This window comes from Azospirillum brasilense, from assembly GCF_007827815.1.
GTDB lineage: Bacteria > Pseudomonadota > Alphaproteobacteria > Azospirillales > Azospirillaceae > Azospirillum > Azospirillum brasilense_C.
The window spans coordinates 1-26,013 of the sequence record NZ_VITH01000028.1 but is presented as its reverse complement, the minus strand read 5'-3'; the positions used below and the strand labels follow the sequence as shown (position 1 = coordinate 26,013).

General features: G+C 63.5%; 19 protein-coding genes and 1 tRNA gene. 10 read left to right on the top strand and 10 right to left on the bottom strand.

Annotation, left to right across the window (positions count from 1 at the left end):
• The first annotated feature begins 223 nt into the window (after window positions 1–223).
• The 3 genes from FBZ83_RS30880 to FBZ83_RS30870 all read left to right on the top strand — a co-directional run bounded on the left by FBZ83_RS30880 (window position 224) and on the right by FBZ83_RS30870 (window position 5,664).
• The gene (locus FBZ83_RS30880) at window positions 224–1,954 is read left to right on the top strand and encodes an NAD(P)H-dependent oxidoreductase subunit E (RefSeq protein ID WP_145691085.1); all 1,731 of its coding nucleotides are present in this window, start codon (window positions 224–226) and stop codon (window positions 1,952–1,954) included.
• A 1-nt stretch (window position 1,955) separates the two neighbouring features.
• Window positions 1,956–4,709 carry a formate dehydrogenase subunit alpha gene (gene fdhF / locus FBZ83_RS30875; protein WP_145691076.1) on the top strand — a complete coding sequence of 918 codons (2,754 nt, stop codon included), beginning with the start codon at window positions 1,956–1,958 and terminating at the stop codon, window positions 4,707–4,709.
• A gap of 109 nt (window positions 4,710–4,818) precedes the next feature.
• The gene (locus FBZ83_RS30870) at window positions 4,819–5,664 is read left to right on the top strand and encodes an IclR family transcriptional regulator (RefSeq protein WP_051140212.1); all 846 of its coding nucleotides are present in this window, start codon (window positions 4,819–4,821) and stop codon (window positions 5,662–5,664) included.
• A gap of 434 nt (window positions 5,665–6,098) precedes the next feature.
• On the opposite strand, the gene soxR is transcribed toward FBZ83_RS30870, so the two are convergent.
• Window positions 6,099–6,563: a redox-sensitive transcriptional activator SoxR gene (soxR, locus tag FBZ83_RS30860; RefSeq protein ID WP_145691069.1), complete on the bottom strand. Its 465-nt coding sequence runs from the start codon at window positions 6,561–6,563 to the stop codon at window positions 6,099–6,101.
• A gap of 97 nt (window positions 6,564–6,660) precedes the next feature.
• Between soxR and FBZ83_RS30855 the strand changes: the two genes are divergently transcribed.
• Window positions 6,661–6,921 (top strand): hypothetical protein, encoded by a 261-nt coding sequence (locus FBZ83_RS30855; protein ID WP_145678108.1) that lies wholly within the window; start codon window positions 6,661–6,663, stop codon window positions 6,919–6,921.
• Window positions 6,922–7,048: 127 nt separating this feature from the next.
• On the opposite strand, the gene frc is transcribed toward FBZ83_RS30855, so the two are convergent.
• Window positions 7,049–8,299, bottom strand: coding sequence for a formyl-CoA transferase (gene frc / locus FBZ83_RS30850; protein WP_040138265.1), 1,251 nt, complete (start codon window positions 8,297–8,299; stop codon window positions 7,049–7,051).
• Window positions 8,300–8,382: 83 nt separating this feature from the next.
• Entirely contained in the window at window positions 8,383–8,811 is a 429-nt protein-coding gene (locus FBZ83_RS30845) for a PAS domain-containing protein (protein ID WP_040138264.1), read from the bottom strand.
• Window positions 8,812–9,349: 538 nt separating this feature from the next.
• On the opposite strand from FBZ83_RS30845, the gene FBZ83_RS30840 reads away from it, so the two are divergent.
• Window positions 9,350–9,439, top strand: a tRNA-Ser gene (locus FBZ83_RS30840).
• A gap of 781 nt (window positions 9,440–10,220) precedes the next feature.
• The gene (locus tag FBZ83_RS30835; RefSeq protein WP_145691062.1) at window positions 10,221–10,577 is read left to right on the top strand and encodes a hypothetical protein; all 357 of its coding nucleotides are present in this window, start codon (window positions 10,221–10,223) and stop codon (window positions 10,575–10,577) included.
• 67 nt (window positions 10,578–10,644) lie between these two features.
• Here the strand turns inward: FBZ83_RS30835 and FBZ83_RS30830 are convergent, their stop codons facing one another.
• The 3 genes from FBZ83_RS30830 to FBZ83_RS30820 are packed head-to-tail and all read right to left on the bottom strand — an operon-like array spanning window position 10,645 to window position 13,495.
• Window positions 10,645–12,375 (bottom strand): DUF927 domain-containing protein, encoded by a 1,731-nt coding sequence (locus FBZ83_RS30830; RefSeq protein ID WP_186466240.1) that lies wholly within the window; start codon window positions 12,373–12,375, stop codon window positions 10,645–10,647.
• A 38-nt stretch (window positions 12,376–12,413) separates the two neighbouring features.
• Window positions 12,414–13,307 carry a DUF7146 domain-containing protein gene (locus tag FBZ83_RS30825; RefSeq protein ID WP_145691046.1) on the bottom strand — a complete coding sequence of 298 codons (894 nt, stop codon included), beginning with the start codon at window positions 13,305–13,307 and terminating at the stop codon, window positions 12,414–12,416.
• A complete protein-coding gene (locus FBZ83_RS30820; protein ID WP_145691039.1) occupies window positions 13,307–13,495 on the bottom strand; it encodes a helix-turn-helix domain-containing protein in 189 nt (62 codons plus the stop codon). Before FBZ83_RS30820 ends, FBZ83_RS30825 begins: the two co-directional genes overlap by 1 nt.
• Before the next feature lie 1,960 nt (window positions 13,496–15,455).
• On the opposite strand from FBZ83_RS30820, the gene FBZ83_RS30815 reads away from it, so the two are divergent.
• Window positions 15,456–17,303 carry an AAA family ATPase gene (locus FBZ83_RS30815; protein ID WP_145691036.1) on the top strand — a complete coding sequence of 616 codons (1,848 nt, stop codon included), beginning with the start codon at window positions 15,456–15,458 and terminating at the stop codon, window positions 17,301–17,303.
• 320 nt (window positions 17,304–17,623) lie between these two features.
• Here the strand turns inward: FBZ83_RS30815 and FBZ83_RS30810 are convergent, their stop codons facing one another.
• Window positions 17,624–18,613: a DUF2971 domain-containing protein gene (locus FBZ83_RS30810; protein ID WP_145691034.1), complete on the bottom strand. Its 990-nt coding sequence runs from the start codon at window positions 18,611–18,613 to the stop codon at window positions 17,624–17,626.
• Between the two features lie 106 nt (window positions 18,614–18,719).
• Window positions 18,720–18,950, bottom strand: a complete 231-nt coding sequence (locus FBZ83_RS30805; protein WP_211101721.1) for a helix-turn-helix domain-containing protein — start codon at window positions 18,948–18,950, stop codon at window positions 18,720–18,722.
• A gap of 262 nt (window positions 18,951–19,212) precedes the next feature.
• On the opposite strand from FBZ83_RS30805, the gene FBZ83_RS30800 reads away from it, so the two are divergent.
• The 3 genes from FBZ83_RS30800 to FBZ83_RS30790 all read left to right on the top strand — a co-directional run bounded on the left by FBZ83_RS30800 (window position 19,213) and on the right by FBZ83_RS30790 (window position 22,324).
• Window positions 19,213–21,129, top strand: a complete 1,917-nt coding sequence (locus FBZ83_RS30800) for a hypothetical protein (protein ID WP_145691029.1) — start codon at window positions 19,213–19,215, stop codon at window positions 21,127–21,129.
• Window positions 21,129–21,632 (top strand): hypothetical protein, encoded by a 504-nt coding sequence (locus tag FBZ83_RS30795; RefSeq protein ID WP_145691023.1) that lies wholly within the window; start codon window positions 21,129–21,131, stop codon window positions 21,630–21,632. The genes FBZ83_RS30800 and FBZ83_RS30795 overlap by 1 nt, the downstream gene beginning before the upstream one ends.
• A gap of 188 nt (window positions 21,633–21,820) precedes the next feature.
• Window positions 21,821–22,324, top strand: a complete 504-nt coding sequence (locus FBZ83_RS30790) for a DpnI domain-containing protein (RefSeq protein WP_348982525.1) — start codon at window positions 21,821–21,823, stop codon at window positions 22,322–22,324.
• Window positions 22,325–22,367: 43 nt separating this feature from the next.
• On the opposite strand, the gene FBZ83_RS30785 is transcribed toward FBZ83_RS30790, so the two are convergent.
• Both FBZ83_RS30785 and FBZ83_RS30780 read right to left on the bottom strand, forming a co-directional pair.
• Complete coding sequence (locus FBZ83_RS30785) at window positions 22,368–23,132, bottom strand: hypothetical protein (protein WP_145691014.1); 765 nt, start codon at window positions 23,130–23,132, stop codon at window positions 22,368–22,370.
• 936 nt (window positions 23,133–24,068) lie between these two features.
• Window positions 24,069–25,298: a tyrosine-type recombinase/integrase gene (locus FBZ83_RS30780; protein WP_145691012.1), complete on the bottom strand. Its 1,230-nt coding sequence runs from the start codon at window positions 25,296–25,298 to the stop codon at window positions 24,069–24,071.
• Window positions 25,299–26,013: the final 715 nt, after the last annotated feature.

Sequence of the window (26,013 nt, the reverse complement as noted above, 5' to 3'; positions counted from 1 at the left end):
CCGACGCTGATCAACGCGGTGATCGACCCCAACGCCGGGTCGGAGAGCGGCAACATCGGCAGCCTCAACCCCACCAGCGCCGTCCGCAAGGGTCCCAAGCAGTAACGCCTTCCTGAATCATAAAAAATAAAGCCCCCCGGAAAAATCGGGGGGCGGTTCCAAACGACGGCACGACATCCCAACGTTACGAAAAATCAGCCTGAGACGAGAGGGGAGGGCGGACATGGACACGGCCATCGTCGCCAAAGACGACAACAAAAGGCGCGCCATCCATCCCGGTTCGGGGCGCCGGAACACCCGGCCCCAGCCGAAGGGCCGGCAGGTCGATCCGGCGGCCCTGGCGGAGGTGCAGGAGCTTCTCGGTGACCGGTCCCGGCAGCGGGACCTGCTGATCGAGCATCTGCACCTGTTGCAGGACACCTATCACGGGCTGCACGCCCGCCATCTCGCGGCGCTCGCCCACGAGATGCGGCTGGCCCTGGTGGAGGTGTACGAGGTGGCGTCCTTCTACGCCCACTTCGACATCGTGATGGACGGGGAGGACGCCCCTCCGCCCGTGACCGTCCGGGTCTGCGACAGCCTGTCCTGCTGCATGGCCGGCGGCGAGAAGCTGCTCGACGAGCTGAAGGCCGCCGACATGGGGCCGGACGTCCGGGTGGTGCGCGCTCCCTGCATGGGCGCCTGCCACAACGCCCCGGCGGTGGCCATCGGCCACGCCCTGCACGAGAACGCCACGGTCGAGAGCGTGGTCACCGCCGTGAAGAACGGCGAGACGCACCCGCAGCTCCCCACTTATGTCAGCCTGGAACAGTACAAGGCGGAGGGCGGCTACCGCCTGCTCGCCGACTGTCTGACGGGCAACGTCCCGGTGGACGACATCCTCGGCAAGCTGGAGGGCGCCAACCTGCGCGGCCTCGGCGGCGCCGGCTTCCCGACCGGCCGCAAGTGGCGCTTCGTCCGCCATGAGCCCGGCCCCCGCCTGATGGCGGTGAACGGGGACGAGGGCGAGCCGGGCACCTTCAAGGACCGCTTCTATCTGGAGAACGATCCGCACCGCTTCCTGGAGGGGATGCTGATCGGCGCCTGGGTGGTCGAGGCGACCGACGTCTACATCTACCTGCGCGACGAGTACCCGCACATCCGCGAGGTGCTGGAGCACGAGATCGCCGCCGTGGAAAAGGCCGGCCTCGCCGGGCACACCCGCATCCATCTGCGGCGCGGCGCCGGGGCCTACATCTGCGGCGAGGAGTCCGCGATGCTGGAGAGCATCGAGGGCAAGCGCGGCCTGCCGCGACACAAGCCGCCCTTCCCGTCGGTCGTCGGCCTGTTCGGCCGCCCGACCCTCATCAACAACGTGGAGACGCTGTTCTGGATCCGGGACATCCTTGAGAAGGGCGCCGACTGGTGGGGCAGCCACGGGCGCAACGGCCGCAAGGGCCTGCGCAGCTACTCCGTCTCCGGCCATGTGAAGGACCCGGGCGTGAAGCTGGCCCCCGCCGGCGTCACCATCCGCGAGCTGATCGACGAGTATTGCGGCGGCATGGCCGACGGCCACACGCTCAAGGGCTACCTGCCCGGCGGCGCGTCGGGCGGCATCCTGCCCGCCAGCATGGACGATATCCCGCTGGACTTCGGCACGCTGGAGCAGCACGGCTGCTTCATCGGCTCCGCCGCGGTGGTCGTGCTGTCGGACCAGGACGACATGCGCAAGGTCGTGCGCAACCTGCTGGACTTCTTCGAGGACGAGAGCTGCGGCCAGTGCACGCCCTGCCGCGTCGGAACGGAGAAGGCGGTGGCGCTCATCAAGCAGCCGGTGTGGGACGAGCCGCTTCTGACGGAGCTCGCCCGGCTGATGGGCACGGCGTCGATCTGCGGCCTGGGTCAGGCCGCGATGAACCCACTCAAGAGTGCGCTGAAGCACTTCCGCGACGATCTGCGCGGGGAGGTCCGGTGATATGAGCGACCGCATCCTGTTCCACCTCGACGACGAGCTCGTCGAAGCCCACGCCGGCGAAACCATCTGGCAGGTCGCCAACCGCCTGGGCACCGAGATCCCGCATCTCTGCTACGCCGACGAGCCGGGCTACCGCGCCGACGGCAACTGCCGGGCCTGCATGGTCGAGATCGACGGCGAGCGCGCCATGTCGGCCTCCTGCGTGCGCCACCCGACGCCGGGCATGCGCGTCCGCTCGGCCAGCGAGAACGCCAAGTTCGCCCGCAAGATGGTCATCGAGATGCTGGTCGCCGACCAGCCGAAGCGGGAGGAGGCCCACGATCCGGACAGCAAGTTCTGGCGCTGGGCCGACCGCCTGGAGGTCTCGGACAGCCGCTTCCCCAGCCGGGACTGCGCGCCGAAGCCCGATTTCAGCCACCCGGCCATGGCGGTGCAGCTCGACGCCTGCATCCAGTGCAACCTGTGCGTCCGCGCCTGCCGTGAGGTCCAGGTCAACGACGTCATCGGCATGGCGCTGCGCGGCCACAAGGAGACGATCGTCTTCGACTTCGCCGATCCGATGGGCGACAGCACCTGCGTCGCCTGCGGCGAGTGCGTCCAGGCCTGCCCGACCGGCGCGCTGATGCCGAAGACCCAGGTGGACATGAACAGCGGCGTCTTCGCCGCCGCCCCGGACCGCCAGGTCGACAGCGTCTGCCCCTATTGCGGCGTCGGCTGCCAGCTCACCTACAACATCAAGGATGAGAAGCTGCTGTCGGTGACGGGCCGCGACGGTCCCGCCAACAAGAACCGGCTGTGCGTGAAGGGCCGCTTCGGCTTCGATTACATCCACCACCCGCACCGCCTGACCAAGCCGCTGATCCGCAAGGAGGGCGTGTCCAAGCACGACGTGGACATCGACCCGCTCAACCCGCTGACCCACTTCCGCGAGGCGAGCTGGGAGGAGGCCTTGGAGGTCGCCACCGCCGGCCTGCGCAAGATCCGCGACGAGCGGGGCGGTTCGGCGCTCGCCGGCTTCGGTTCGGCCAAGGGCTCCAACGAGGAAGCCTACCTGTTCCAGAAGCTGGTGCGCGTCGGCTTCGGCACCAACAACGTCGACCATTGCACCCGCCTGTGCCACGCCTCCTCGGTGGCGGCGCTGATCGAGGGCATCGGGTCGGGCGCTGTGACGGCTCCCTTCATGGCGGCCAAGGACGCCGAGGTGATCGTCGTCATCGGCTCCAACCCGACGGAGAACCACCCGGTCGCCGCGACCTTCTTCAAGAACGCGGCCAAGCGCGGCGCCAAGCTGGTCATCATGGACCCGCGCGGCCAGGTGCTGAAGCGCCACGCCAGCCACATGCTCCAGTTCAAGCCGGGCCGCGACGTGCCCATGCTAAACGCCATGCTGAACGTCATCATCAGCGAGGGGCTGTACGACGCGCAGTATGTGGCCGAGCACACCCAGGACTTCGAGGAGCTGCGCGCCCACATCGCCAGCTTCACCCCGGAGGCCATGGAGCCGGTCTGCGGTATCCCGGCGGAGCAGCTCCGCGAGGTCGCGCGCCTCTACGCCACCTCCAAGGGCTCGATCATCTTCTGGGGCATGGGCGTGTCGCAGCACACCCACGGCACCGACAACGTGCGCTGCCTGATCGCCCTGTCGCTGGTCACCGGCCAGATCGGGCGCCCCGGCACCGGCCTGCACCCGCTGCGCGGCCAGAACAACGTCCAGGGCGCCTCCGACGCCGGCCTGATCCCGATGATGTTCCCGGACTACCGCCCGGTGGACGATCCCGAGGTCCACGCCTTCTACGAGGATTTCTGGGACACCAAGCTGGACTCCAAGCGCGGCCTGACCGTCGTCGAGATCATGGACGCGATCCACGCCGGCTCGCTGAACGGCATGTACGTGATGGGTGAGAACCCGGCCATGTCCGACCCGGACGTGGAGCACGCCCGCGACGCGCTCGCCAAGCTCGACCATCTGGTGGTGCAGGACCTGTTCCTGACCGAGACGGCCAAATACGCCGACGTGGTTCTGCCCGCCTCGGCCTGGCCGGAGAAGACCGGCACGGTGACCAACACCAACCGCCAGGTCCAGCTCGGCCGGCAGGCCCTGCCGCCTCCGGGCGAGGCCCGGCAGGACCTGTGGATCGTCAACGCCATGGCCCGCGGCCTGGGTCTGGACTGGAATTACGAGCATCCGCGCGACGTGTTCCGGGAGATGAAGGGAGCGATGCCGTCGCTCGACAACATCACCTGGGAGCGGCTGGAGCGCGAGCGCTCGGTGACCTACCCCAGCCTGTCCGCGGACGATCCGGGCCAGGAGATCGTGTTCGGCGACGGCTTCCCCACGGCCACCGGCCGTGGGCGTCTGGTCCCCGCCGACGTGATCCCGCCGGCCGAGGAGCCGGACGCCGAGTTCCCGATGGTCCTGACCACCGGGCGCCAGCTGGAGCATTGGCACACCGGGTCGATGACCCGGCGCGCCCAGGTTCTGGACGATCTGGAGCCGGAGGCGGTGGCCTACATGAGCCCGGCGGACCTGCGGCGGTTGGGGGCCAAGGGCGGCGACCGCATGAAGGTCACCACCCGGCGCGGCACCATCGAGCTGAAGGCGCGGTCGGACTACAACGTCCCGTCCGGGCTGGTGTTCGTGCCCTTCTGCTACGCCGAGGCGGCGGCCAACGTGCTGACCAACCCGAAGCTGGACCCCTACGGGAAGATTCCCGAGTTCAAGTTCGCCGCGGCCCGCATCGAGCCGGCGGCATAGCCAACCGGCGGCCCCCGCTCCCCGCAAGGGGAGGTCCGGGGGCCGTCACACCCGAGGACGACAACGGCGCGATGCAACAGCGCCGGACGATTTCGAGAGGGATGGGACGATGAAGACGCAAGCGCTGATGATGGCACCCCCGGCCCCGCGGGCCGAAGGCCGCGCGGAAACCGTAGACCGTGCGGCGAAGGGCAATCTCGTTCAGTCGCTGTCGCGGGCGCTGAGCATCATGACCATCCTCGGCCAGTCGGACAGCCCGATGAGCCTGACCGCGGTGGCCGAAGCGGCGCATCTCTCGCCCTCCACGGCGCACCGACTGCTGACCACCCTGCAGGAGGAGCGTTACGTGCGCTTCGACCAGGGCAAGCGCGGCTGGGCGGTCGGGGTGCAGGCCTACATGACCGGCACCGGCTTCCTGAAGACGCGCAGCCTGCTCGACGTCGCCCGTCCGCGGATGCGCCGGCTGATGGAGGAGACCAGCGAGGTCGTCAATCTGGCCATCGAGGAGAACGGCGAAGCCATCTATCTGCACCGCGTCGGCGGTCCGCGCGTCGCCCAGGCGGCGCTGCCCGTCACCGACCGCACGCTGCTGCACTGTTCCGCGGTTGGCAAGGCGCTGCTCGCCGGCATGCCCGACACGCGGGTCCAGAGCATCGTGACCCAGCGCGGCATGCGCCAGTTCACCCGGACCACCGTGTCGTCGATCCCGGCGCTGCACCGGGAGCTGATCCTGACGCGCGACCGCGGCTACGCCGTGGACCAGGAGGAGCGGGTCAGCGGCCTGCACTGCGTCGCCGCGGCGATCTACGACGAGCAGGCCCGCGTCATCGGCGCCCTGTCGCTGTCGAGCACCAACCGGCGCCTGGACGACGCCCGCGTCGTGGCCTTCGGCGAGATGGTCAAGCGCACCGCCGCGGCGGTCACCGCCGAGATCGGCGGGCGCTTCCCCACCTGATCTTTTGGCCTGATCCCTGGGCCTGATCCGGAACACCCTTACGGAATTCGAATTCGCGCCGGCCGGGAGGCGCGATCCGCCCCGATCCGCAAATCCTTCGGATTGGGTCGAGGCGGCTGTTACCCCGGTTTTCCTTCCTGTCACGTAGTGCTGCCCTGAAGAAACTGACCGCGCCCGCAACGGCGCGGTCTTTTTTTGCCAAAATGCTTTGTTTCCGCAATGTGGAAACTTACGATTCCTTGTTGCGTCCCGGAGAAGACTCGTGCATTATTCTTCTTACACAGGGTTCTTCACCCTTTGTATCGGGCGGGTTGTTGCTCCGCATTATATGCGAGCCTCTCGGATACTGGCCGTGCTGGAAACAGCACGGCCTTTTTATTGCCGAGACGGCGCCGGACGGGGAGGCTGTGCTGCAGTGCGGCAAAACAGCGCGGTCATCGCCGCGGATCAAGCAGGCGCGGGCCGGGACCGTCCTCCGACAGCTCGTCCCAGGGGTTGCGCAGCGGGCATTCGCCGAGCGACAGGCAGCCACAGCCGATGCACCCCTCCAGCCCGTCGCGCAGCTTGGTGAGCACGGCGATGCGCTCGTCCAGGTCCGCTTTCCAGGCCGCGGACAAGCGTTTCCAGTCCTCTGCGGTGGGGGTGCGGCCGTCGGGCAGGGTCTTCAGCGCCTCCGCGATGGTGGCCAGGGGAACACCCAGGCGCTGGGCGACCTTGATGACGGCGATGCGCCGGAGCACGTCGCGGGGGAAGCGGCGCTGGTTGCCGCTGCTCCGCCAGCTCGTGATCAGGCCCTTTGATTCGTAGAAGTGGATGGTGGACACTGCCACACCAGAGCGTTCCGCGACCTCGCCCACGGAAAGGTCCTTGTCGATGTCGGCGGGATCGAGAATCGCCATCGCCGGGCCTCCCCTGGGGTTCGGAACCTCTTGACCTCAAGTGAAGTTGAGGTCGTATCGAGAGAGAGTCAACAGCGCGCCGCATCGAGGGTAGCCGATGATTTCACCAACCTCCGTCGACTGGACTTCGCTCAACACCCTGCGCGCCACGCCGGGGCCGGAGGTGACGGCTCTGCCGGCCTCGTTCCTGACGATCACCAAGGCCGCGAACCTGAAGCCGGCCATCGTCCGCCCGGTGCTGGACGGGCTGCTGCGCCAGGGCTTCGTGCGCGAATACGAGACCCAGTACGGGAAGGCCTACGCCCGTACGCTGGAGGGCAACCAGCGCATCCGTGAAGTGAGGGAGTGGCTGCGCTGAAAGCGCCCCCTCTGCCTGGAGAGAGCGGGCCCTGGAAAGAACAGGGGGCCGTACGCATAAAAAGGAACGGCGCCCCTTTTGGGGGCGCCGTCTTCGCGAGGTGTGCCGTCAGACTGTCGGGAAGCGATCAGACAACCTTGTTGGCGTGCAGCTCGGCGATCTGCTGCGGGGTGTAGCCGAGGCTGGCCAGAACCTCGTCGGAGTGCTCGCCGAGGAGCGGCGAACCGGTCACTTCGACGGTCATGTCCGAGAACTTGATCGGGCTGCCGACCGTCAGGTACTTGCCGCGGGCCTTGTGATCGACCTCGACGATCGTGCCGCTCTTGCGGAGCGACGGGCACTCGGCGATTTCCTTCATGGTCAGCACCGGGGCGCACGGGATATCGAACTTGCGCAGGATGTCGACCGCCTCGTACTTCGTCTTGTCGGCCAGCCAGCCCTCGATGAAGGCGAAGATGTCGAAGATCTTGTCCTGACGCGCCTGGGCGGTGTTGTAGGCCGGATCGTCGATCCACTCCGGCTTGCCGAGAGCCTTACAAATCGGCGCCCAGGCATGGCCCTGGATGGTGAAGTAGATGTAGGCGTTCGGATCGGTCTCGGCGCCCTTGCACTTCAGGACCCAGCCCGGCTGACCGCCGCCGCCGGCGTTGCCACCGCGCGGAACCACGTCGGAGAACTCGCCGTGCGGGTACTGCGGGTATTCCTCCAGGTAGCCGACGCGGTCAAGACGCTGCTGGTCACGCAGCTTGACGCGGCAGAGGTTGATGACCGAGTCCTGCATCGACACGGCGACCTTCTGGCCCTTGCCGGTCTTCGAACGGCCCATGAGGGCGGTCAGGATGCCGATGGCGAGGTGCATGCCGGTGTTGCTGTCGCCCAGCGCGGCGGCGCTGACGGTCGGCGGGCCATCCCAGAAACCGGTGGTCGACGCGGCGCCGCCGGCGCACTGGGCGACGTTCTCATAGACCTTCAGGTCTTCGTAATGGTGGCCATCGCTGAAGCCCTTCACCGAGGCGACGATCATGCCCGGGTTCAGTTCGTTGATGCGCTCCCAGGTGAAGCCCATGCGGTCGAGCGCGCCCGGACCGAAGTTCTCCACGAGGACGTCGGACTCCTTGATCAGCTTCTCAAGGATTTCCTTGCCCGCCGGGGTCTTGGTGTCCAGCGTCAGCGAGCGCTTGTTGCTGTTCAGCATCGTGAAGTAGAGCGCGTCCGCTTCGGGAATGTCACGGAGCTGGTTGCGGGTGACGTCACCGGAACCCGGCCGCTCCACCTTGATGACGTCCGCGCCGTACCAGGCGAGGAGCTGCGTGCAGGCGGGGCCGGCCTGAACGTGGGTGAAGTCGATGATCTTGATCCCTTCGAGCGGCTTGCTCATGGCTCGTTTACTCCCTCTCACTTATTGCGATGCCGTTGTTGAGCTCTGGACAACACGGACAAACTGGCGGGATGGGTTGCGGGTTACTGGCTTGCGGACTCCAACTCCGACAGGCGTCGGCGGAGCTTGCGCTCCTCGGCCCAGCGGCTGCTCTCGTCGCGGATGATGGCGACGATTCCGGTCACCGAGCCATCCGGCGCGGTCAGCAAGGCGACCGTGAAGGCGATGGACAGGGCGTGCCCGTCCTTGTGCAGGGCCGGGACGCGCAGCACATCGCTGCCGTAGCGCGTCTGGCCCGTGCGCATGGTGTTGGCGTAGCCGTCCCAATGGCGCTGGCGCTGGCGTTCCGGAATGATGATGTCGAGCGACTGCCCCAGCGCTTCGCCCTCCGCGAAGCCGAACATCCGCTCGGCCGCCGGATTCCACAGAGTAATGGCGCCTTGCGCGTCGGACACGACGATCGCGTCCCCGGCGGCCATGACCAGCTGTGCGAAATCGACTGTTGCACTCATGAAGCACTCGCTCCGACACCGGACCCGAAACTTTCCGGCACCGTCATGTTTTCTTCAAAACACGCCCGCGCCGTTGGTTTTGCACTTCGTTTCCGAAGCGCGATGGGATGTGAGATACCGTATACCAGATGCGAAATGCCTGGCAAGCTCTTTTGTGCGTTGGGCGAACTAATCGCGCTCCGGACCTTTCGCGGCAAATGCCGGAGACCGGCAATCCGGCTGGCGGGGCGGCCTTCCACGACGCCGAAGGGTGTGTTCGCTTGGCATGGCGATGTGCGGTTGGCGCCGCGCGTGACCGGCACCTGACGGAGGAGGCTCGCGCCAGCGTGAGCGCTGCAGCCCATGACGGTTCCGACCGTCCGGCATCGGGGGCTGTGGCCCCCTGTATGGTGGGACTCAAAAGCGAGTTGACCGCAGAAGCGCTCCGGGGCATGTTCGCGCCGTCCGTTGATCCCGAGTGCACGCGCACACGGGGTTGGTGGCGTGTTTGGGGACCAACGGCCCCGAACCCCACACAGCGAAGCGGAAATCGCTGATCGGATGGGTGGCCGAGTGGTTTAAGGCTCCAGTCTTGAAAACTGGCGTGGGGGCAACCCCACCGTGGGTTCGAATCCCACCCCATCCGCCACTATTTTCCGTCAAGCCATTGATATCATTATATTTATTTGGCTCACAGCCTCCCTCCCCCATCATTTCTCCCCACATTATTTTTCGGATGGCGGCGGACGGAGATGGACAAACGGCATGCGCTGGCATGCTGAAAGAGTCCCCCGATGGCCCACCGTTCTTGCTCGCTGAATCGGGCGTCACCAACCTCTTCCGACCAGCCGGTGCCGTCTCGGCTCTGGCTCTCTCGACGCGATTGAAGCCGGGTGTCTCGGTCAACCCAAGGGGACCGAATCAACGCCTTGGTCAGCACATGAAACCCGCAGCACCGTGCCGCTCTTTCCCTGGCGCCGGGCGACTGACTTTTCAGGAGCCGGCAGTCCGACCGTGGGGCTTCCGTCGCCGTGGTGAGCCGCCTGCCCTCAGAAGGTCCACCCCCCAGAACGGGTGGCGGATGACGATGACCGGTGAAGGCGCCGACCATAGGACACTTATCCCATTCGGGCCGGAACCGGAACCCCCTACAGAGGTTGTCACCTAGCGAGGTCGCGGGGCCGGAGCTACCCCCGGGCATTTGCCCCCGGAAGGACCCGTTGCCCCCGGTGACCGGCACCGACCGGTGGACGCGCCGGGACACGGCCCGCACCGTCCTCTATCCCCGCCCGCTGGCAGGCCGCTGAGAGGGTGGCGAGTCAGCCCGCGCCGTGTCGCCACCCCTCGGGGCGTGTAACCCCCTCAGCGCGTAACCCCGCCTCGGCAGCATCACGCCAACGGGCACCGTAACCCCGAAGGCAGGCGAGATCATGAACTGCGGCCCCGTCAGCCAGGACGATGATGCGCCGATCCTGCAGCCCGGCACCGCACCCGGCGCAGCGGCCGGGGACCGGCTTCTTGCCGTGGCGCTGGTGCCAGTCGAGTTGAGCGTGACCATAGGCCCGGCGGTCGGCGTCCCCGGCTGGCATGCCGCCGTGACGGTAGGTCAGGCGCCGCCGCTCATAGTCCGCCCGGATGCCAAGGTCCGCGACCACTCCGGCGCGGTCGCCGCGTGCATGCAGATCATGACCGTTTTTCGGGGTTACCGGGGTTACCGGGGTTACCTGACCTCCGGAGCCCTTGATTTCCGCGGGGTTCGCCGCGTCGTGACCGGTAACCCCGGCTGAAAATGGCGGGGTTACCGGGGTTACTTCGGTGCCATCGGCGTGAGGCACCGCCCATTTGGCGAACAGGTCACGCATCGTCGCCCCCATCGGACAGAGCTGCGGCGGGAAAATGATAGAGCTTCATGGTGCCGTTGCCGGGAACCCTGACCGGCTTCTGTGACTTGCCGGCGGCGGGCAGCAGCATCCCGGCGTCGATCATGGCGGCGGCCAGCGTCTTGCTGTTGAAGCCCTGGCACATCTCCTTGAAGCCTTCGGGGAGCGCGAAATACTCCCAATTGCCGTCACTGTCTCGACGGCGGAACCCGACGCGGTTGGCGATCCGCAGATCAAGGTGATTGCCGCTGCCGTCCCGTTCCCAGGCCGGTTCGAAGCGGCTCAAGCCATGCGCTTCCAAGAAGGCACGGACTTGCGCTTTGCCGTGAGCCACCTCCGCCGGCCCCTTGCCGCCACGCGCACCGATCCATGCGTCGAAACACACCGCCGCGCTTTTGATGGCCTCCCCTTCCGGCCAGGGCAGAACCCCCATGGTGGCGGCCAGCTCCCCGGCGGCGGCGATCAGGGCGAAGCGGCCGGCGGCCCGCTGCACCTGTCCATCCGCACCGGCCGGCAGATGGGCAGCCTTCCACCGCTCGCACCCGGCCCGCACGGCGCCCGCCAGTTCGTCCAGATCGGCCGCCGTGATGGCTTCGAGAAAGGCGTCCGCGGCGTGCCCCCGGTGCGTCTCCGTTGCCAGCCGGACGCGCCGGGCGAAGGCATCGCCGTCCACCGATCCGTGCAGGGCTTCGAAGGTCCCCAGGCCGGCGCCGGCATCGGCGGGGATATCGAGGACACGGACCTCCTGCCCGGCCTTGGTCTTCCGGCCGGCTTCGGCCGCCTTCTCCGCCAAGCCGATCTCACCCGTCGAAAGGAACAGCACCCGCCATGTGGTCACCGGCCGGGCGCTGGTGTCCTTGTTCATGCGCGCTTTGCCGGTGCCATTGGAGAGCATGTAGCCCATGGCGTCGGCGGCCCGGCCGTCAGCCTGCCCCAGTTCATCCAGGCAGAGCAGCGCGTCGTTGGCGCCGCGGGCCAGCGCTTCGGCCGCGTTGTCGGTGGCGCGCCAGTTGTGAACGGGGCAGCCCCAGGCGGATGCCGCCACATGAAGCGCGCAGGATTTCCCGATCGAGGACGGTCCCCGAAAATGAACCCCTCCCGATTCGGCATTGAGCAGGTAGAGCAACGGTCCGGCGAAGGCGGCGGACAGGGCGAAGGCGAGACGGGTGTTGCCCACGGCCAGCGCGGCAACCTCTTTGCGCCACCCATCCAGCGTGCCGCGCGGCTTGGTGTCCGAAGCGGTCCCGGCGGCCTGCAGCAGCACCCGTTCTCCCTCGGTGTCGCCAAAGGACCGTCCGGGCGAGACGTAGACGCGGCCATGCCAGCCGGTTCGATCAACGCAGGTCGCGCGGGCCGTGACCCGCACCCCCGCAAGATAGCTGGTCAGCAGTTCGCGCGCCCTGCGGCCGGGAGCGACGGACAAGCCGCCATCCAGCAGGACGCGGCGGTAGTCGGTGCCGTCGCCGGCCAGGAGCGCACGGGGCATCGCCCATTCATGCTCGCGGCCGTCATGATCCTTCCACCGCAACAGCACCCCCCAGCTTCCGCCCGTGGCGTCGCGGGTTTCGGCGACCACTTCGAAGGGGCCGGACAGATGAAGGTCCTCCTTGTCGGGATCGGCGTCGCAATAGAACAGGCCATGCGGTCGAAGCCGAAAGCCGGTCACCACGACCGGCGGCGGCTCCTTCTCCGGCGGGACGAACACCGCCGCCGCCTCGATGATTTTCGCGGGGCTGGTCACGGTCATGCCGCCTTTCCGGCCGGATCGGTCGAGCGCAACAGGTCGTTGAAATCGGTGTCGGGTTCCGGCGGCAGCGCGATCCGAACCCGCCGGCCTTCCCCATGCCAGCGGGTGGCGGCGGCTTCCGCGGCAGCCTGCCCGATGCCGTTGGCGTCGTTGTCGGCGCAGATGATCACCTCGGACACCTCCGCCACCGGGGGCAGGATCAGGTTGCGGAGGTTGCCGGCGTCCAGAGCGGACCAGCCGGGCAGCCCGGCGGCCTGCATCGCTGAAAGCACGGTCTCGATGCCTTCGCCAACGATCAGCACCGGCCCGGCGGCGGCGAGGCGGATGGCACCGCCCGACTTCGGCCCCAGGGTCTTCTTGGCGTCGGGGACCGGGGCCTTGCCGCCGGCCTCGCTCAGATAGGTGCGGTGAACCGCGGTCACCGTGGAGCTGGGATAGACCGTGACGGCGGCGATCATCGCCGGCAGCGCCAAGCCGGTGTTGGAGTGCAGGCAGCTCGCCCGGTAGCGCAGCGTCGGCGGGACCGGAAGCAAAATTTCCCGGCCGCGCAGATAGGTTTCGGTCAGGGTCCCGGCACCGGGGATCGACTTCCGCCAGAGATCCGCGGCGGCGCGCTGCATCCGTTCGGGACGCTCGTTGTCGTCGCTGGCGTCCCGCCGCGGCGGCGGGGTCCAATTCCGGTCCAGCTCCCCCGGCCACAGTCCCGCCGCCTTCAAGGTGGCGATCACATCGTCTTGGGAACAGCCACCGGCATGGCACCGGACCAGGACGCGCCCGCGGTCGTCTTCCACGGTGAAGCCGGTGCGGTAGTCGCAGCATGGGCAGCGCCCTGAGTAGGAGGTGCCGGTGCGGCTCAGCCCCAGGGCTTTGGCGATGGTCGGGGCGTTCATCAGGTGGCCTCACCGCTCGCCCGCGCCTGCAACCAGGCCTTCAGGTCATCGGCCAGGATGACGGTGCGCCGGCCGATCTTGGTGGCGCGCAGCTTGCCGGCGCGGATTTCCTCATAGATCAGCGAGCGTCCGACCGACGACGCGACAACGGTCTCCTCGACGGAATAGCCGATCTTCTCAACAGCCATGTGCGTATCTCCATTAGCGTCCGTTGGCATCCGTTGGTGCCCGCCACAACGCTACGCACAGGCTTCTTTGTGAGTAAATACGGTGCGTGCCGCAAATTAGATTATGTATTTCGGAAATCAGGGAACTTGAAATTTTCGGGGTTCTGGCATTCAATCGCCGGCCTTTTATCCGCGAATCGCGATTTACGCACTAAAAATTGAGTTTCGTGGTCTTTGGCGCTGCTGATTTCCCCTGTCACTTGTCGCGCAGCTTGGCTCGTCTCTTGGCGCACAGCTTGTCGCGCAGCCAGGACCGCAGTTCGGCGCACAGCCAGGACCGCAGCTTGGCGGCTAGCCTCGACGGCCAAACCGTTGACGCACTCCTACAGATTCTGGCGCACGTCCTCGGACATCTCCTCGCGCTGCATCTCGTCCAAGTTCAGCACCAGCTCCAAGCGCTGCACGGGGCGCTGGGGCAGGAGTTGAGGGCATGCGCAAAGCTCACATGGAGGTGCACGCGGCCGGGGGCACCGTAGGCAATTCACCGGAGCGGATGCGCGGTGATCTTCGGGATTTCCGAATAGCTGGACGCTGAAACCTTCGGGCGGTGCGAAGCGGCGGTACCTTTGCGTCTCCCACAGGGAGTGGCCTGTTTTGCCGGCGTGGCAGCCTCCCTTGGGTTGGGAGTCGGCTCCTGAAAAGTCAGGAGCCGGCGCAACTCCCTCAAAAGTGAGGCACTTGATTCTGCTCTGTTGCGGGATTTCCCGCCACGGTCCCCACTCGATTCCGCTCGCAGCCTTCCTTGCCCCCATCGGCTCGCAGCCAGGGTGTCCGCACTATGGAGCCCCCTCCCGCAGCCGCCGGCTATGGCGACGGGGAAAGCCAATCGCCGCCACTTCCCCGAGCTGAGGCGCAACCTGTTGATCGTCCGGCGAACCCGGTCAAGGGCCGTTACCGATCCGTCGCCACGGCCGATGGAACGGGTGCCGCACCGTTACGGACGGCGGTGTGATCCGTCACGAATCCGTTCGCGATCCGTGACGGACTCACGGCGGACACCCTGCACCTCGATCACAGGCCATCGTCACGCCCGCGAGCTTGCCGGCCCTGCCCAGGACGGCACTGAGAACGTACCGGATGTCACTGTCCAGCCGGCGCTTCGTGCCCGACCGGCGCGCTCCATGGTTGGGCATGCAGTGCAGCGACGTCACCGAATCAAGGATTCCAGTACAAACCAAGATCAAGCGGAACGATCGTGCCGCATTTCGGAACGATCGGGTCACTTTGTTTTGTACCGGTTTTCTCAGCGTCGTGAGATTATTGGAGCTGCCCAAGGCTGAACGAGCCGCTGTGCCGCCCCGGTATTGAATCGGGCTGTCCTGACGGCTGGTGATGCCCGAACTGGCTTAGGGAGGGTCGGCTTAGGGTGCGGACGGGCGGTGAACTGGTCACCGCCCCGCCGCTCACACACTGGAGAGGACAGGATGAAAGAGTGTTTCATCCTCCTGATCCTCGCTCTGGAGATCATCAAGCGGTTGCTTGACCTTCTGAGCTAAGATCGGGCCCGGAGGGCGGGGGGGTGCAGCCCCCGTCCTCCTCTTTCCAATCGTATTTCGTCACATGTGGCGATTCAAGCGCAGCACGTTGCGAATCTTCAATGTAGCGGCTGCACACCGCACAGCCGGCTATGGCTGTGGGTCGCATCCTGGCCGGCGACACCGGCCCCAGCTACAGCACCGACGAGAGGCCGGAGGGGGATTGATGGGGCGATGGTGGCCGCCGTGACCAGCGCTGTTACCATGCGGTTGGGCGGCGTGAGTGCCACGGTTGTGTGATCCTGCTGGCAATGCACTGATGCTGTTCCCTTCATTATGACATCCTAAAATTAATGAACCTCACCTCTGGGTTGTGATGATGAATTGATACCTCTAAATAGGGGTATTTTCATTCTTCATATCCCCCTTAAAAGGACGTAGCGTCATTGGCTTCTATCAAGGGGGGATTGCGTATGTTTTTAGCATCAATATCCGTGAAGAACTATCGCTCCATAGATGACTCAGGAGAGGTGAAAGTTGAGCGACTCCAGGCATTCGTTGGGGAAAATAACGCTGGAAAGTCGAACATACTGCGAGCAATAGCCTGCTTCTTGTCGGTGGGGGCTGGCGGCGTAAAGCTCGAGGATGTTCGAGATCCAAAGTTACCCATTGAAATAGAAGCTTCGTTTGCAGGCCTTACAGACCGTGAGCGAAAGGAGTTGCGGAGGTACCTTGTTGGAGATCGTCTTACCGTTAAGAAAGAGCTGACGCTCGTCCGAGATGACAAGGCTGATAAATGGAAACTTGAAGTCAGTTACCGCGGATATATGGCTGAGCCAAAGAATTGGTGGCTATCTATTGATAAGATTATAGAGATGAAAGGCTCTAAACCGAAGTGGGAGGAGATTGCTCACGAGGTTGGGATTTTCGATATAGCAAAAAACTCGAATGGAAAGATTGATAAAAAAAGCTATGAGGCCGCTATTTCATATATTGTAACACATAATAAGGACATTGAATTTGATGAGCCTGTGTTGTCTGATGGCAAGGCAATGGGAATCCAGCAAAATCTTCTTCGGTTTTTGCCTGAATTTTTCTTGTTGCCAGCAATAACTGACTATGCGGACGAGATTGATCGAAGATCCTCAAGCACTGTATTCCGGCGACTGATGGCAGAACTATCAGAGCGGATGCTTACTTCTGATCCGCGCTACGGTGAAATTGATGAAGCTGTCAGAAAGCTGAACGATCTTTTTAATGCTGCTGAGGATGGTGGCAGGCTCGCGGTTTTGCAGACTGTTGAGACGGCATTGACTGAAAATATTGCGGACTTAATGCCGAGCGTAAGTAGTGTTCGTTTGTCTGTCGAAATGGAGCAATCTCGGGAACTATTTAGTCGAGGCGTCTCGCTTCGCGTGCATGATGGTGTCCTAACCGATGTATTGGACAAAGGGCACGGCTTGCAGAGAAGTGTTGTATTTGGACTACTTAAAATGCTGATTTCTAAGTCTCGTTCTGGTGAAGATGGAGGAAATTCAGATAGGCCAATTTTGCTCGGTATAGAGGAGCCAGAACTTTATATACATCCTCAGTCTCAGAGATTAATTTGGCGGGTTCTCTGTGGTTTCTCAAAAAATCATCAAGTGGTCTATACGACACATTCCCCTGCGATGATTGACATTGGGTGCTACGAAGGCGTTGCCATTGTTCGCAAACCAACCGCCTCTGTAGGCACGCAAATTCACCAATGTGATGCGGGGGTATTAGGGAGCCAGGAAGAAAAACAGGGTTTCAAACTGCTTAATTCCTTCAAGTTACAGCATAATTCGATGTTTTTCGCCCGTGAAGTTATTTTAGTCGAGGGCGAGCAGGACGAAATTGCAATTGTGGCAACTGGACGCAAGCTCGGTCTGTTTGAGGAGTTTCCAGAAGAAATCGGTTGGACAGTTGTAAGTTGTGATAATAAGGAGCAGATTCCAAAATTCCAGAAGCTTTTAAATGCTTACGGCATCCCATATTCGGTATGGGTGGAGTTGGATGGGTTGCCTGAGGATCATAAAAAGAACAAAACAATTATCGATTTGGCAGATGGCAATACCCTCGCAAAGATGCCAAAACGCATGGAGGATGCGGCTGGATTGGATGCTCACTTTTCGGACACATTTCACTGCCGTACCCATTTCTGCGACCCGGGTCGGATTACCCCGCAACTTGAGGCGTTGGTCAAGACGCTGTTTCGGACTGACATCCTTCTAGAAGCCGCGCCCATAGAGCCTGAAGGACAAGCGATCTAACTGATTGGCTTCGGTGAGTAAGGGACTGGTTGGGGCCGCCTTCCCAGTCCTTGACTGGGAAGGCGGCGACGCCGTGCAGGCGACTTGAAGCGACTCACGAGGGATGCCAGCGCAGCACCCCGATCCCATCGGGGCACTCACCCGCCGGCCTGGAGCTGCTGCCCCTCAACATGCTGATCGCCGCCCAGCTCGCCAGCCGGCCGGGGAGGGGCGGTGTCCGCCCCTCTGGTGCTGGGTTTCGACCAGGCACCCTGTTACCCTCTATCGATATGTCAAGCTTCGGTAGAGCGTAGGGGCAATATGGTGAAGAATTTTAGCGTCTATCCGATAAAGGGTGTCTGAGATTTTGTGATTAACACTTGGGAGTCTACCAGATTTCTTGCGAACTCAAATCTATCGTCTAAATCTGGCCCAGGGCCAACGATGATCCTATTAACTTTTATCTTATCTTTTATTCCGGAAAATAGTTCAATGTATGGAATGGGGATCGCAGTTCGGGGGTGTTCTCGCTTTAGAATTTTCTTAAACGGCAATTCTGGGAAAAAATGAGGCTGATCTAGCTGAAAAGCCTCAAGTACGTATTCTGTTAAAGGGGAAGCGATAATCCTTAACTCGTTTTCTTCTCTAAATCCCTGGTGCTTAATAAATGAAGATGAAATAGCGTAATCCTCAACCACTGTCTTGAATCCTTCTGTATCTTCTGAGATTGCGCATTTCATTGAGTAAAATATCTTGTCAACAAGAGAGTCATAGTCTCCTGCCGATATTTTTTCTTCTGCATTATAAATTGCTGATCCGGCAGAAATCGCTTGGTATGCAAATAAATTGGCTTCAGCTATTACCGCGTCTTCTACGCTTTTTCTGTCAAATACTATAGCATACCCAGCGCCACCGTAGCCGCGCCACTGACTCAAAAGCCCGTTCGTGCTTTCATATTTACTGTCGTGCTTACAGAAAGAAGTAACATAAGGCGTGGAAACCTTTTTGAAAATGGCTTCATTAAGGCCTTTCAAAAAATCGGAGCACATGGCATCCAAGTATTTATTCAATCCGCCGCGACGGCTAATTTCAGCGCGTAATTGAGAGTTAGAAATTTTTCGGTTATTCACGAACGTGCGGGCGCGCTCTTTTAAAAGCCTATGCAGTAAGTCACCAAGATGTGTCATCTCAGTAGAATCGTTTAGATATTCGTACTGCGTCGCCCACATCGTCTTGTCTTTTAGTATGCCTTTGAGGCCGCCACCGCTAGTATAATGGAATAACTCCCCGTTTCCATCTTGGATTTCATCTAACTTCTTTGAGGTATTCATTATATTGTCTCTTTAGTTGTTGTTGGCGTCCAGTAACCTTTGGTATGTTCGACCCGCTCCAGAAACATGCTTTTAGCGTCGTTAAGTAAGCGACGACACCGACCAGTCATCCCGCTTGGCTGTTCGCTCGCAGCCGTGCCCCCGCCCCCCCATCGCCCTGGTAGAGGCCTTCGGGGATGAACTCGACGCCGGCCCCTTCTAGGGCGACGCGGAGCTTGGTAACGGTTTCCTCTGTGGTGACTACGCCCCCACGCTCAAAGCGGTTGACGGTAGCAACTCCAACTCCGGCTGACGCCGCGAGCTGAGAGGCATTCCATTCTAGGGCGGCACGCGCCATGCGGCATTGGGCTGGTGTCATAGCGTGATCAAATTACAATCACGGCATCCTTGACGCAAGGCCATCATCGTGATTGAATTTCAATCACGGCAGCAATGCCGGCGGCCGAACCGAGTGTTGCGACCACCCGATCCGGCCTGACCACAATCGAGCTGCATGGAGCTACGGATCATGGCTGATTCCGAGAATACCACACCCTTGCCTTTATGGCGCGTTCCGCTCGCGGTGCTGTCCAACCTGTTCGTGTCGGCGGAGGTGCGTCATGGCTGAACGTGACGCCTCCGGGCAGCCCGCCTTACCGTCGCTGCGCGCCCTGCTGCTCGGCACCACGGCGCCGCTGTCCGACGCGCTGTCCGAATGGGAAAACGACTATCGTGCAACCGAAGCGGACCCGTCGCTGAGCGCGGACCAGCGCATTGCGCTCTGGATGGACCAGGACCACACCCTCACCAAGCGCGTGCGTGCCGTCCCGGTCCGCAGCCTTGCCGACGCCGTAGCTGCCGCCGGCCAATATCTGAATCTGGCGCGGCAGGACGTCACCGCACATGCAGTCCCGGAAGCTGCGGCTCTGGCCCTGGCGGAAGGGCTGCACGCCTACCTGTCCGAACTGCGGGCCACCGTCCAGGCCACGGAGGGGAGCAGCACCATCCCCGCACTCGGCATGACCTTCACGGATGCCGTCACCTCGATCCGGCGGCGGTGGCATGAGGCCACGGAGGCGGACGACACCGAATCGGACAAGATCGCCGCCGATGCAATCCGCATCACGGAAGCGGTGCTGAAGGCCGAACCCAGGACCCCCGCCGACGCTCTGGCACAGCTCGAATTGCTGGCCGATCCGGATACCGGGATGGCGGTTGGCGAAAGCGCCGACGAGACGGACGCCGCCACAGTCCGGCGCATCCATGCGGTGCTTGCGGGGGTGCCGTCCGGGATCGCGGCGGCTGGGACCGACAGCACCATTCTCCCGTCACTCGGGATGACCTTCCCCCAGGCCGCCGACCGGATCGCCGCAAACTATGCGGAACACCTCACCCTTCCGGATGAGGACGAGGAGAGCGCCGACCGGTTGGTGGATGAATGGAACACGATCGCGCTCGCCGTCTCCGCCACGGCGCCGCAAACCATCAGCGATGCCTTGGCGGTGCTGCGGATCGCCAGCCATCCGTCTTCCACCCTGCCGTTCTGTGACGTGCACGCGGAAGGCTCGACCGCTGAGGCGCTGTTCGGCGCCTTGCTTCGGGCCGCCGCGTTCCTCTCCGCCGTCCTGGCCGGGCCGGTGCAGAGTTGCACCCAACCCGACGCGGAACTGCTGGCGGCATGGGACCTCTGGTGCCGGCCGGACACCATGCCGGACGGCCCGGAGCGGCAAGCCGCCGTCACCGCATCCTCGCAAGCGGAAGCCACCATCGAGACCGTCCCGGCCCGGACACCGCAGGGCGCCGCGGTGAAGGCAATGGCCGTCGTGCAGCTCGTCCTTGGCCGGAGCCCCGACGCGCTCGAAGGCCCGATGCCGGAGGATGTCGAAGACGACGTTGCGAGCCGCGTGCTGTGGACGCTGGCCCGCGATCTGCGGCGGCTGTGGTGGTGGGCTCCCTGCCCATCGGCGCCGACCGCAACGGCACTCAACGGCCAGCACCCCGACGCCCGCCTCTTGACGCTGTGGGAGCGCTACACCGCCGCGGTGAGTGCTTACGAGGCGCTTCCTGACGGGCTGACCGATGAGGACTACGAACCGTCCTGGCTCGCGGTGGACGCCCTCCGGGACGAGATCGAGGCGACCATGCCGATCACCCTGGCCGGCGTCGCGGTACGGCTGAGGCTGCACCTGATCGGGCTGGCGGAAGATGCCGCGGTCACTCCGTCCTGTTTCGGCGGGCCGATGCCGGCGGTGCTGAATTCGGCCGGGGACCTCGTGGCGCTGTGGCGGCTCATTGCACACCTCGAAGGCGCCACGGTCGCCGCTGGACCATTCGTCACACCCACGGCACCGGAGACCGACGCTTTTGCGGAAACCATCGCGGCGTTCCGGACGGAGGCGCCGACGTCCCTGGCAATCCCCGACACCCCCACCGAAGCCATGGTGCAGGCCGGCGCCGCTGCAGGCGGGTGCCGTCCGGAGCAGGTCCGCACGATGTTCGCCGCCATGGTTGACGCCTATCATCGGGAGGCCGCGTGATGCCCGTCTTCCATTTCCCCGACCAGGGCACCCGGCGACCGGCGGAAGTCGTCATCGACACCCGGCGCCTGACCATGCGCAACGCCGCGGATTGGCAACAGCAGATCGTGGCGGAGTGCCGGCGGCAACGGACCCTAACCCCCGCCGTGTTCCGGTTCCTGAAGGGCAGCGGCCTGTTGAGCCGGTGCACCTTCCTCGCCTCCGAAGGGCCGGCGGCCCCGCTCCGGTTCTGCTACATCGGCGCACCCACGGTCGGGGTTCTCGGCCGCGGATGGGCGCGCTCCGTCCTCGACCAGCCGGTGGACCGGGACCCGCACACCGAGTTCGCCCGCCGGGTCGGGGCGGAGTACATCGAGGCCATGGCCGGCGGGGAGGCGCTGTTCAACCGCTTCGCCGTCGCCGGGCTCGGGCGGCCCTTCGATTATGTGCAGGCCCTGTTCGGCTGGTCGGACGGCGGGCGGCGTGCCGTGCTGGCCTGCATCGATGTGAAGGCTCCGCATTGAACAATAGCACGGATCAAAACCTCATTCTGACGCATCAAGCCCTTTGGTGGACCTGCAGTCAGTAGAGGTTTTGATCCATGCTCAGACGAACCCAACGTGATTTGATCCCCGGAAGCAGCCGAGAAGATTCTCTTGTCAACGTGTCCGTTGCCCGTGCATCTTCACCATAATATTGATGATTGCAGAGGGTGCCTATTGTGGCGAGAACGGAAAAGCAGTCGTTAGGGGATTGGGGAGAGAAAAAAGTCAGCGAATTATGCTTTTGTCCGTCGTGCAAACGGTCAAAGACGATGAAGCTTCTGCCGCCAAACTTCAAGTGCGCGGATTTGATCTGCGATTTCTGCGGCTATCTGTCTCAAGTTAAGACATGCACCGTTGTGGACGTGAACACTATTCCTCGGCAAATTCTGGGCGCCGCTTGGGAGCCTCAGCGCGAGAGAATGGAAGCAGCCATATACTTTTCTCTGTATTTAGTCCTTTCTCTGAAGGATAGATCGGATTTTTCAATTTATTTCCTATCAAAAGACTTGCAGGAGGATGCCATGTTTGTTCCTAGAAAGCCGCTGTCGTCTGCAGCTAAGCGCGCCGGATGGCAGGGTTACCTTCTTCAGTTGGACAATGTGAAAGGGCGCTTCGTGCGCCTGTTTTGGAGTGCGGGTCAAAACCTTGCTTCGCTAGGCCAAAGTCATTGAAATTGTTCAGCCCAAGCGAGGTTTCGGTCAGCCTCTTATACCCCTATTTGGTCAGATCCAGCAGCACCGCCGCCCGGCTCCATCGCATGACATGCAACGGCAGCCGCCCGACGCCGGCTTGGTGGTAGAGCACACCGGGGCGGGGCTCCAGCTCCTTCCACCCGGCGGCCCGTCCCCGCCACACCGGCACCGTCTCCGGATCGACCAGTCCGACCACCCACCGGAGATTCCCGGTGGCCAGGGCGACCAGCCGCGCCATGGCCCCGAGATCATGGAACAGGCCCCGGCCCCGCCAGTCCGGCCGCGTCCATCCGGCGACGATCCAGGCCACGGCCCCGCGCGTGTCGTAAGCTGCTTCGCTGGCAACGAAGCACCATTCCTCCGCTGGAGCGGTCTCGGCATCGTGGAACGCCGACAGGTCCGCCACCCGCGCGCCGAAGCTGGTGCCGTGGCAATCGAGCATGACGACGCCATGGGTCGCCACGACGGCCCCCTCGTCATCGATGGCCCCGATCCAGAAGGCCGGCGCCGAAGCCGGGCGCGGCAACAGCGGGAACCATCCGGCGCGGTGGCACAGGTTCAGGCGTTGCAGCTCGTCCCAGGATTCGGACAGCACCAGCGTAACCCCGCGCGCCAGAAGGGAGGCGCACAGCGCATCCCGAGCCCGCACCAGCGCCGAAGCGAGGGCGCCGCAGCCGAGCGGCAGCGTTTCCACCAACCGGCGATCCGCGCCACGGACACCGTGTCGCCGGCCCCAGGGAATCGTGCCCATGGCCCGCTGATCGGTGGTGATGATAGCCCCATCCATGCTTCGGTATCCTTGTCGTGGATCGTGGAAAATGGCCTGAAATCACCCAGGGAACGCCCTATGCGGGCTGGTTTCGGCTGGACACTCCAGGCCGTGATCCCGTAGTATTCATTCACAAAGTGCGTTCTTCTGGCGGGGTCGTATCGGTACTAAAGAAGTCAATTAAGGCTTCGGGAAGGGCCATCCGCCAATAATCCAAGGAACAACACGGCGCCATTCAAACTTGGTTTCTTTCGAGAGCCAAGCCGGCGGAGACGGGACTTTCGACACCCCTCCTTCCGCTTGACGCGCCTCCGGCTTCCGCCCCCGCATTACCTATGCGATCCAAGCATGGCATGCGGAAAACGCATCGCTCGCCAAAAATTAGCCAATTCGAAGCGTGTGCGCGCAGTATCCCCCATGTCGGTCCCCCGGCTCTTCTTCAGAATTCTTGACCCCCTATCCCCCTCCACCCCCTCTTGAGCCATGCAGTTCTTGCATGTCGTCTTCATCGCGCCCTTGCCTGCCTTGAGCACGGAGCCTTCCGCCGTTGCCGACCGAGAGAGTGAGGTGTCATGGCGCTTTGGCGCACCAACTCCGCACGATCCCTCAAGCATCACCGAAGCTCCCGCCGCTGGGGTGGCCGTCGTCACCGGGCGACTATACGGATGCTCCTCGCGAGGACTGAAGGGCAGTCCGTTCAAGCGGAGCCCTGTTTTCCGATTTTCTTTGCGCTTTCTCGACTGTGAGGGAGTTCGGATTTCGTGCCGGCTGGCAACTCCAGGCGCGGCGCCCTCGCTACGCACGCGGTGAACGTGCCCGGCGCTGGCCGAACCGGGCAGGTAACCCCGGTAACCCCGAGGTTACAGACCGGGGTTACCGGAATCACCCCTGCAAAATCAACGCGGTAACCTCAGTAACCCCGGTAACCCCGAAAAATGGGCGTTGTCTGCATGTTCACCGGCCGCCGGCTTTGGTGCGTGGCGTCACTTTGCCTCCGGCCGACTCACAGTGCCGTGCCCATGCCTCCATCATCTTGCGGCGCTTCTCCAACAGGTCGGAGCGGCGATAGGCGGCCTCCACCTTGCTTTCGAGCGCATGAGCGAGCGCGGCTTCGGCCACCTCCCGCGGGAAGTTGGTCGCTTCGGCACACCAGTCGCGAAAGGACGAGCGGAAGCCGTGCGCGGTCGCCTTCATCTCCAGGCGACGCAACAGCATGGTCAGGGTCATGTCGGACATCGGCTTGCCCGCCTTGCTGCCTTCGAACACCAGCGCATCAGGATCATCCGGCTTCCGTGCCAGCCCGCGGGCCGCCTTCAGTATGGCGACAGCCCGCGGGGCCAGCGGCACCACATGGGGCTTGCCGGCCTTCATGCGGGGGCCGGGGATCGTCCAGAGCTTGGCCTCGACATCGATCTCGGACCAGCGGGCGTTGCGCAACTCGCCGGAGCGCACCGCGGTCAGTATGAGGAATTCCATCGCCAGCTTGACCACGGGGCCGGTCTGGTTGGTTTCCCTGAGCCTGGACAGGAAGGCGGGCACCTCGCCATAGGGAAGAGCGGTGAAGTGCTCGGCGTCGTCCTTCTGCTTCGGCAGCCCCTTGGTGACGGAGCGCACCGGGTTCTCGCCTTCCCGGTAACCCTTGGTCGCGGCCCAATCCAACACCGTGCCGATCCGTTGGCGCACCCGGCGGGCCGTCTCGGGTTTCTCCAGCCAGATCGGCAACAGCACGTCCCGGACCTCCGGGGTCCCGATCACATCCATCTTCAATGGACCCAGGAGCGGGAAGACGTAGGTTTCCAAGGTGCTGAGCCATTGCGCGGCATGCTTGTCATTCTTCCAGCCGTCCTTGTGCTCGCCATGGCAGGAACGGGCGGCTTCCTCGAAGGTCGGGACCACACGCCGGGCGGCGCGGCGGTCGGCAAGGGGATCGCCTCCGGCGCGGGCCACCTTGCGCATCCCGTAGGCCACATCGCGCGCTTCGGACAACGTGACCAGCGTCGCGGAGCCGAGACCGATGTCGCGGCGCTTGCCCTGGATCACCAGACGGAGCAGCCAGCGCCGGGCGCCGGACGGGTCCACCTCCAGATAGAGGCCGTTGCCGTCCGCATGCCGGCCGGGTTTGGCGGTTCGCACCGAAACCGCGGTCAGGGCCTTTTCGGGGTGCCTCCCGTTTCGCTTCGGCAATTCGATTCCCTGCCAATCCTACCCCACATTTTCCCCACATTCTGAGCCGGGTGCAGGCGGATGACAATGGATAAGCGTGGACGTGAGCGGAAAAATGTTTGGCTTTTATCAATGGATTACCGGACACCGGCGGACGACAAAAAACGCTGGCGGATAGCGTTTCGAAAGCCACCCCATCCGCCATCCTCATCTAATTTCTCCTGTAGTATCAGGCGCTTAGGCCGACAGATTCATCCATACCTACGTCCTTACCCACGTTCGAGATGCGACTTCTCACGACCAGCAGCGAACAATCGCGGTCACACTGAGGCGCAACATGATCGAAGGTGAGCCTTTCAAACGGTCTTAGAGAGTTCCAAAACGCCCACAGGCGGGAGCGAATCGAGTTTCTCATCATCTTGCGAAGACGGCGTGCGCAGGACGATTAAAATGAGAAACATTGATTGAGCTTTCTAATTTTCGATCTTTCTCACCTCGTTGGCCTGCGCTACCATGCGGGCATGAATACCACCCCCCCTCCCCCTTCAGTTCCGGTTCGCGTTGGCAACGGTGGGAGCCACATGTCCATGCGCCGGGAACAATCTTCAACGATCAGTTTGGAGGAGATTGGGACAGATACCTAGCAGGCCGCTGAAAAAGGCTATGCCCGGCTTGGCGGTCGTGCTTCTCTCCGGTCGAAGAGAAAGCGGCTGGCGAGGGGACGATGCGGGGATCG

Coding starts and splice junctions, on each gene's coding strand:
- FBZ83_RS30820 (WP_145691039.1), bottom strand. CDS start 13,495: ATGGCTGTTGAGAAGATCGGCTATTCCGTCGAGGAGACCGTTGTCGCG.
- FBZ83_RS30825 (WP_145691046.1), bottom strand. CDS start 13,307: ATGAACGCCCCGACCATCGCCAAAGCCCTGGGGCTGAGCCGCACCGGC.
- soxR (WP_145691069.1), bottom strand. CDS start 6,563: ATGGCGATTCTCGATCCCGCCGACATCGACAAGGACCTTTCCGTGGGC.
- FBZ83_RS30835 (WP_145691062.1), top strand. CDS start 10,221: ATGAACTGCGGCCCCGTCAGCCAGGACGATGATGCGCCGATCCTGCAG.
- FBZ83_RS30805 (WP_211101721.1), bottom strand. CDS start 18,950: ATGGCGCGTGCCGCCCTAGAATGGAATGCCTCTCAGCTCGCGGCGTCA.
- FBZ83_RS30785 (WP_145691014.1), bottom strand. CDS start 23,132: ATGGATGGGGCTATCATCACCACCGATCAGCGGGCCATGGGCACGATT.
- FBZ83_RS30845 (WP_040138264.1), bottom strand. CDS start 8,811: ATGAGTGCAACAGTCGATTTCGCACAGCTGGTCATGGCCGCCGGGGAC.
- FBZ83_RS30810 (WP_145691034.1), bottom strand. CDS start 18,613: ATGAATACCTCAAAGAAGTTAGATGAAATCCAAGATGGAAACGGGGAG.
- fdhF (WP_145691076.1), top strand. CDS start 1,956: ATGAGCGACCGCATCCTGTTCCACCTCGACGACGAGCTCGTCGAAGCC.
- FBZ83_RS30795 (WP_145691023.1), top strand. CDS start 21,129: ATGCCCGTCTTCCATTTCCCCGACCAGGGCACCCGGCGACCGGCGGAA.
- FBZ83_RS30870 (WP_051140212.1), top strand. CDS start 4,819: ATGAAGACGCAAGCGCTGATGATGGCACCCCCGGCCCCGCGGGCCGAA.
- frc (WP_040138265.1), bottom strand. CDS start 8,299: ATGAGCAAGCCGCTCGAAGGGATCAAGATCATCGACTTCACCCACGTT.
- FBZ83_RS30855 (WP_145678108.1), top strand. CDS start 6,661: ATGATTTCACCAACCTCCGTCGACTGGACTTCGCTCAACACCCTGCGC.
- FBZ83_RS30880 (WP_145691085.1), top strand. CDS start 224: ATGGACACGGCCATCGTCGCCAAAGACGACAACAAAAGGCGCGCCATC.
- FBZ83_RS30800 (WP_145691029.1), top strand. CDS start 19,213: ATGGCTGAACGTGACGCCTCCGGGCAGCCCGCCTTACCGTCGCTGCGC.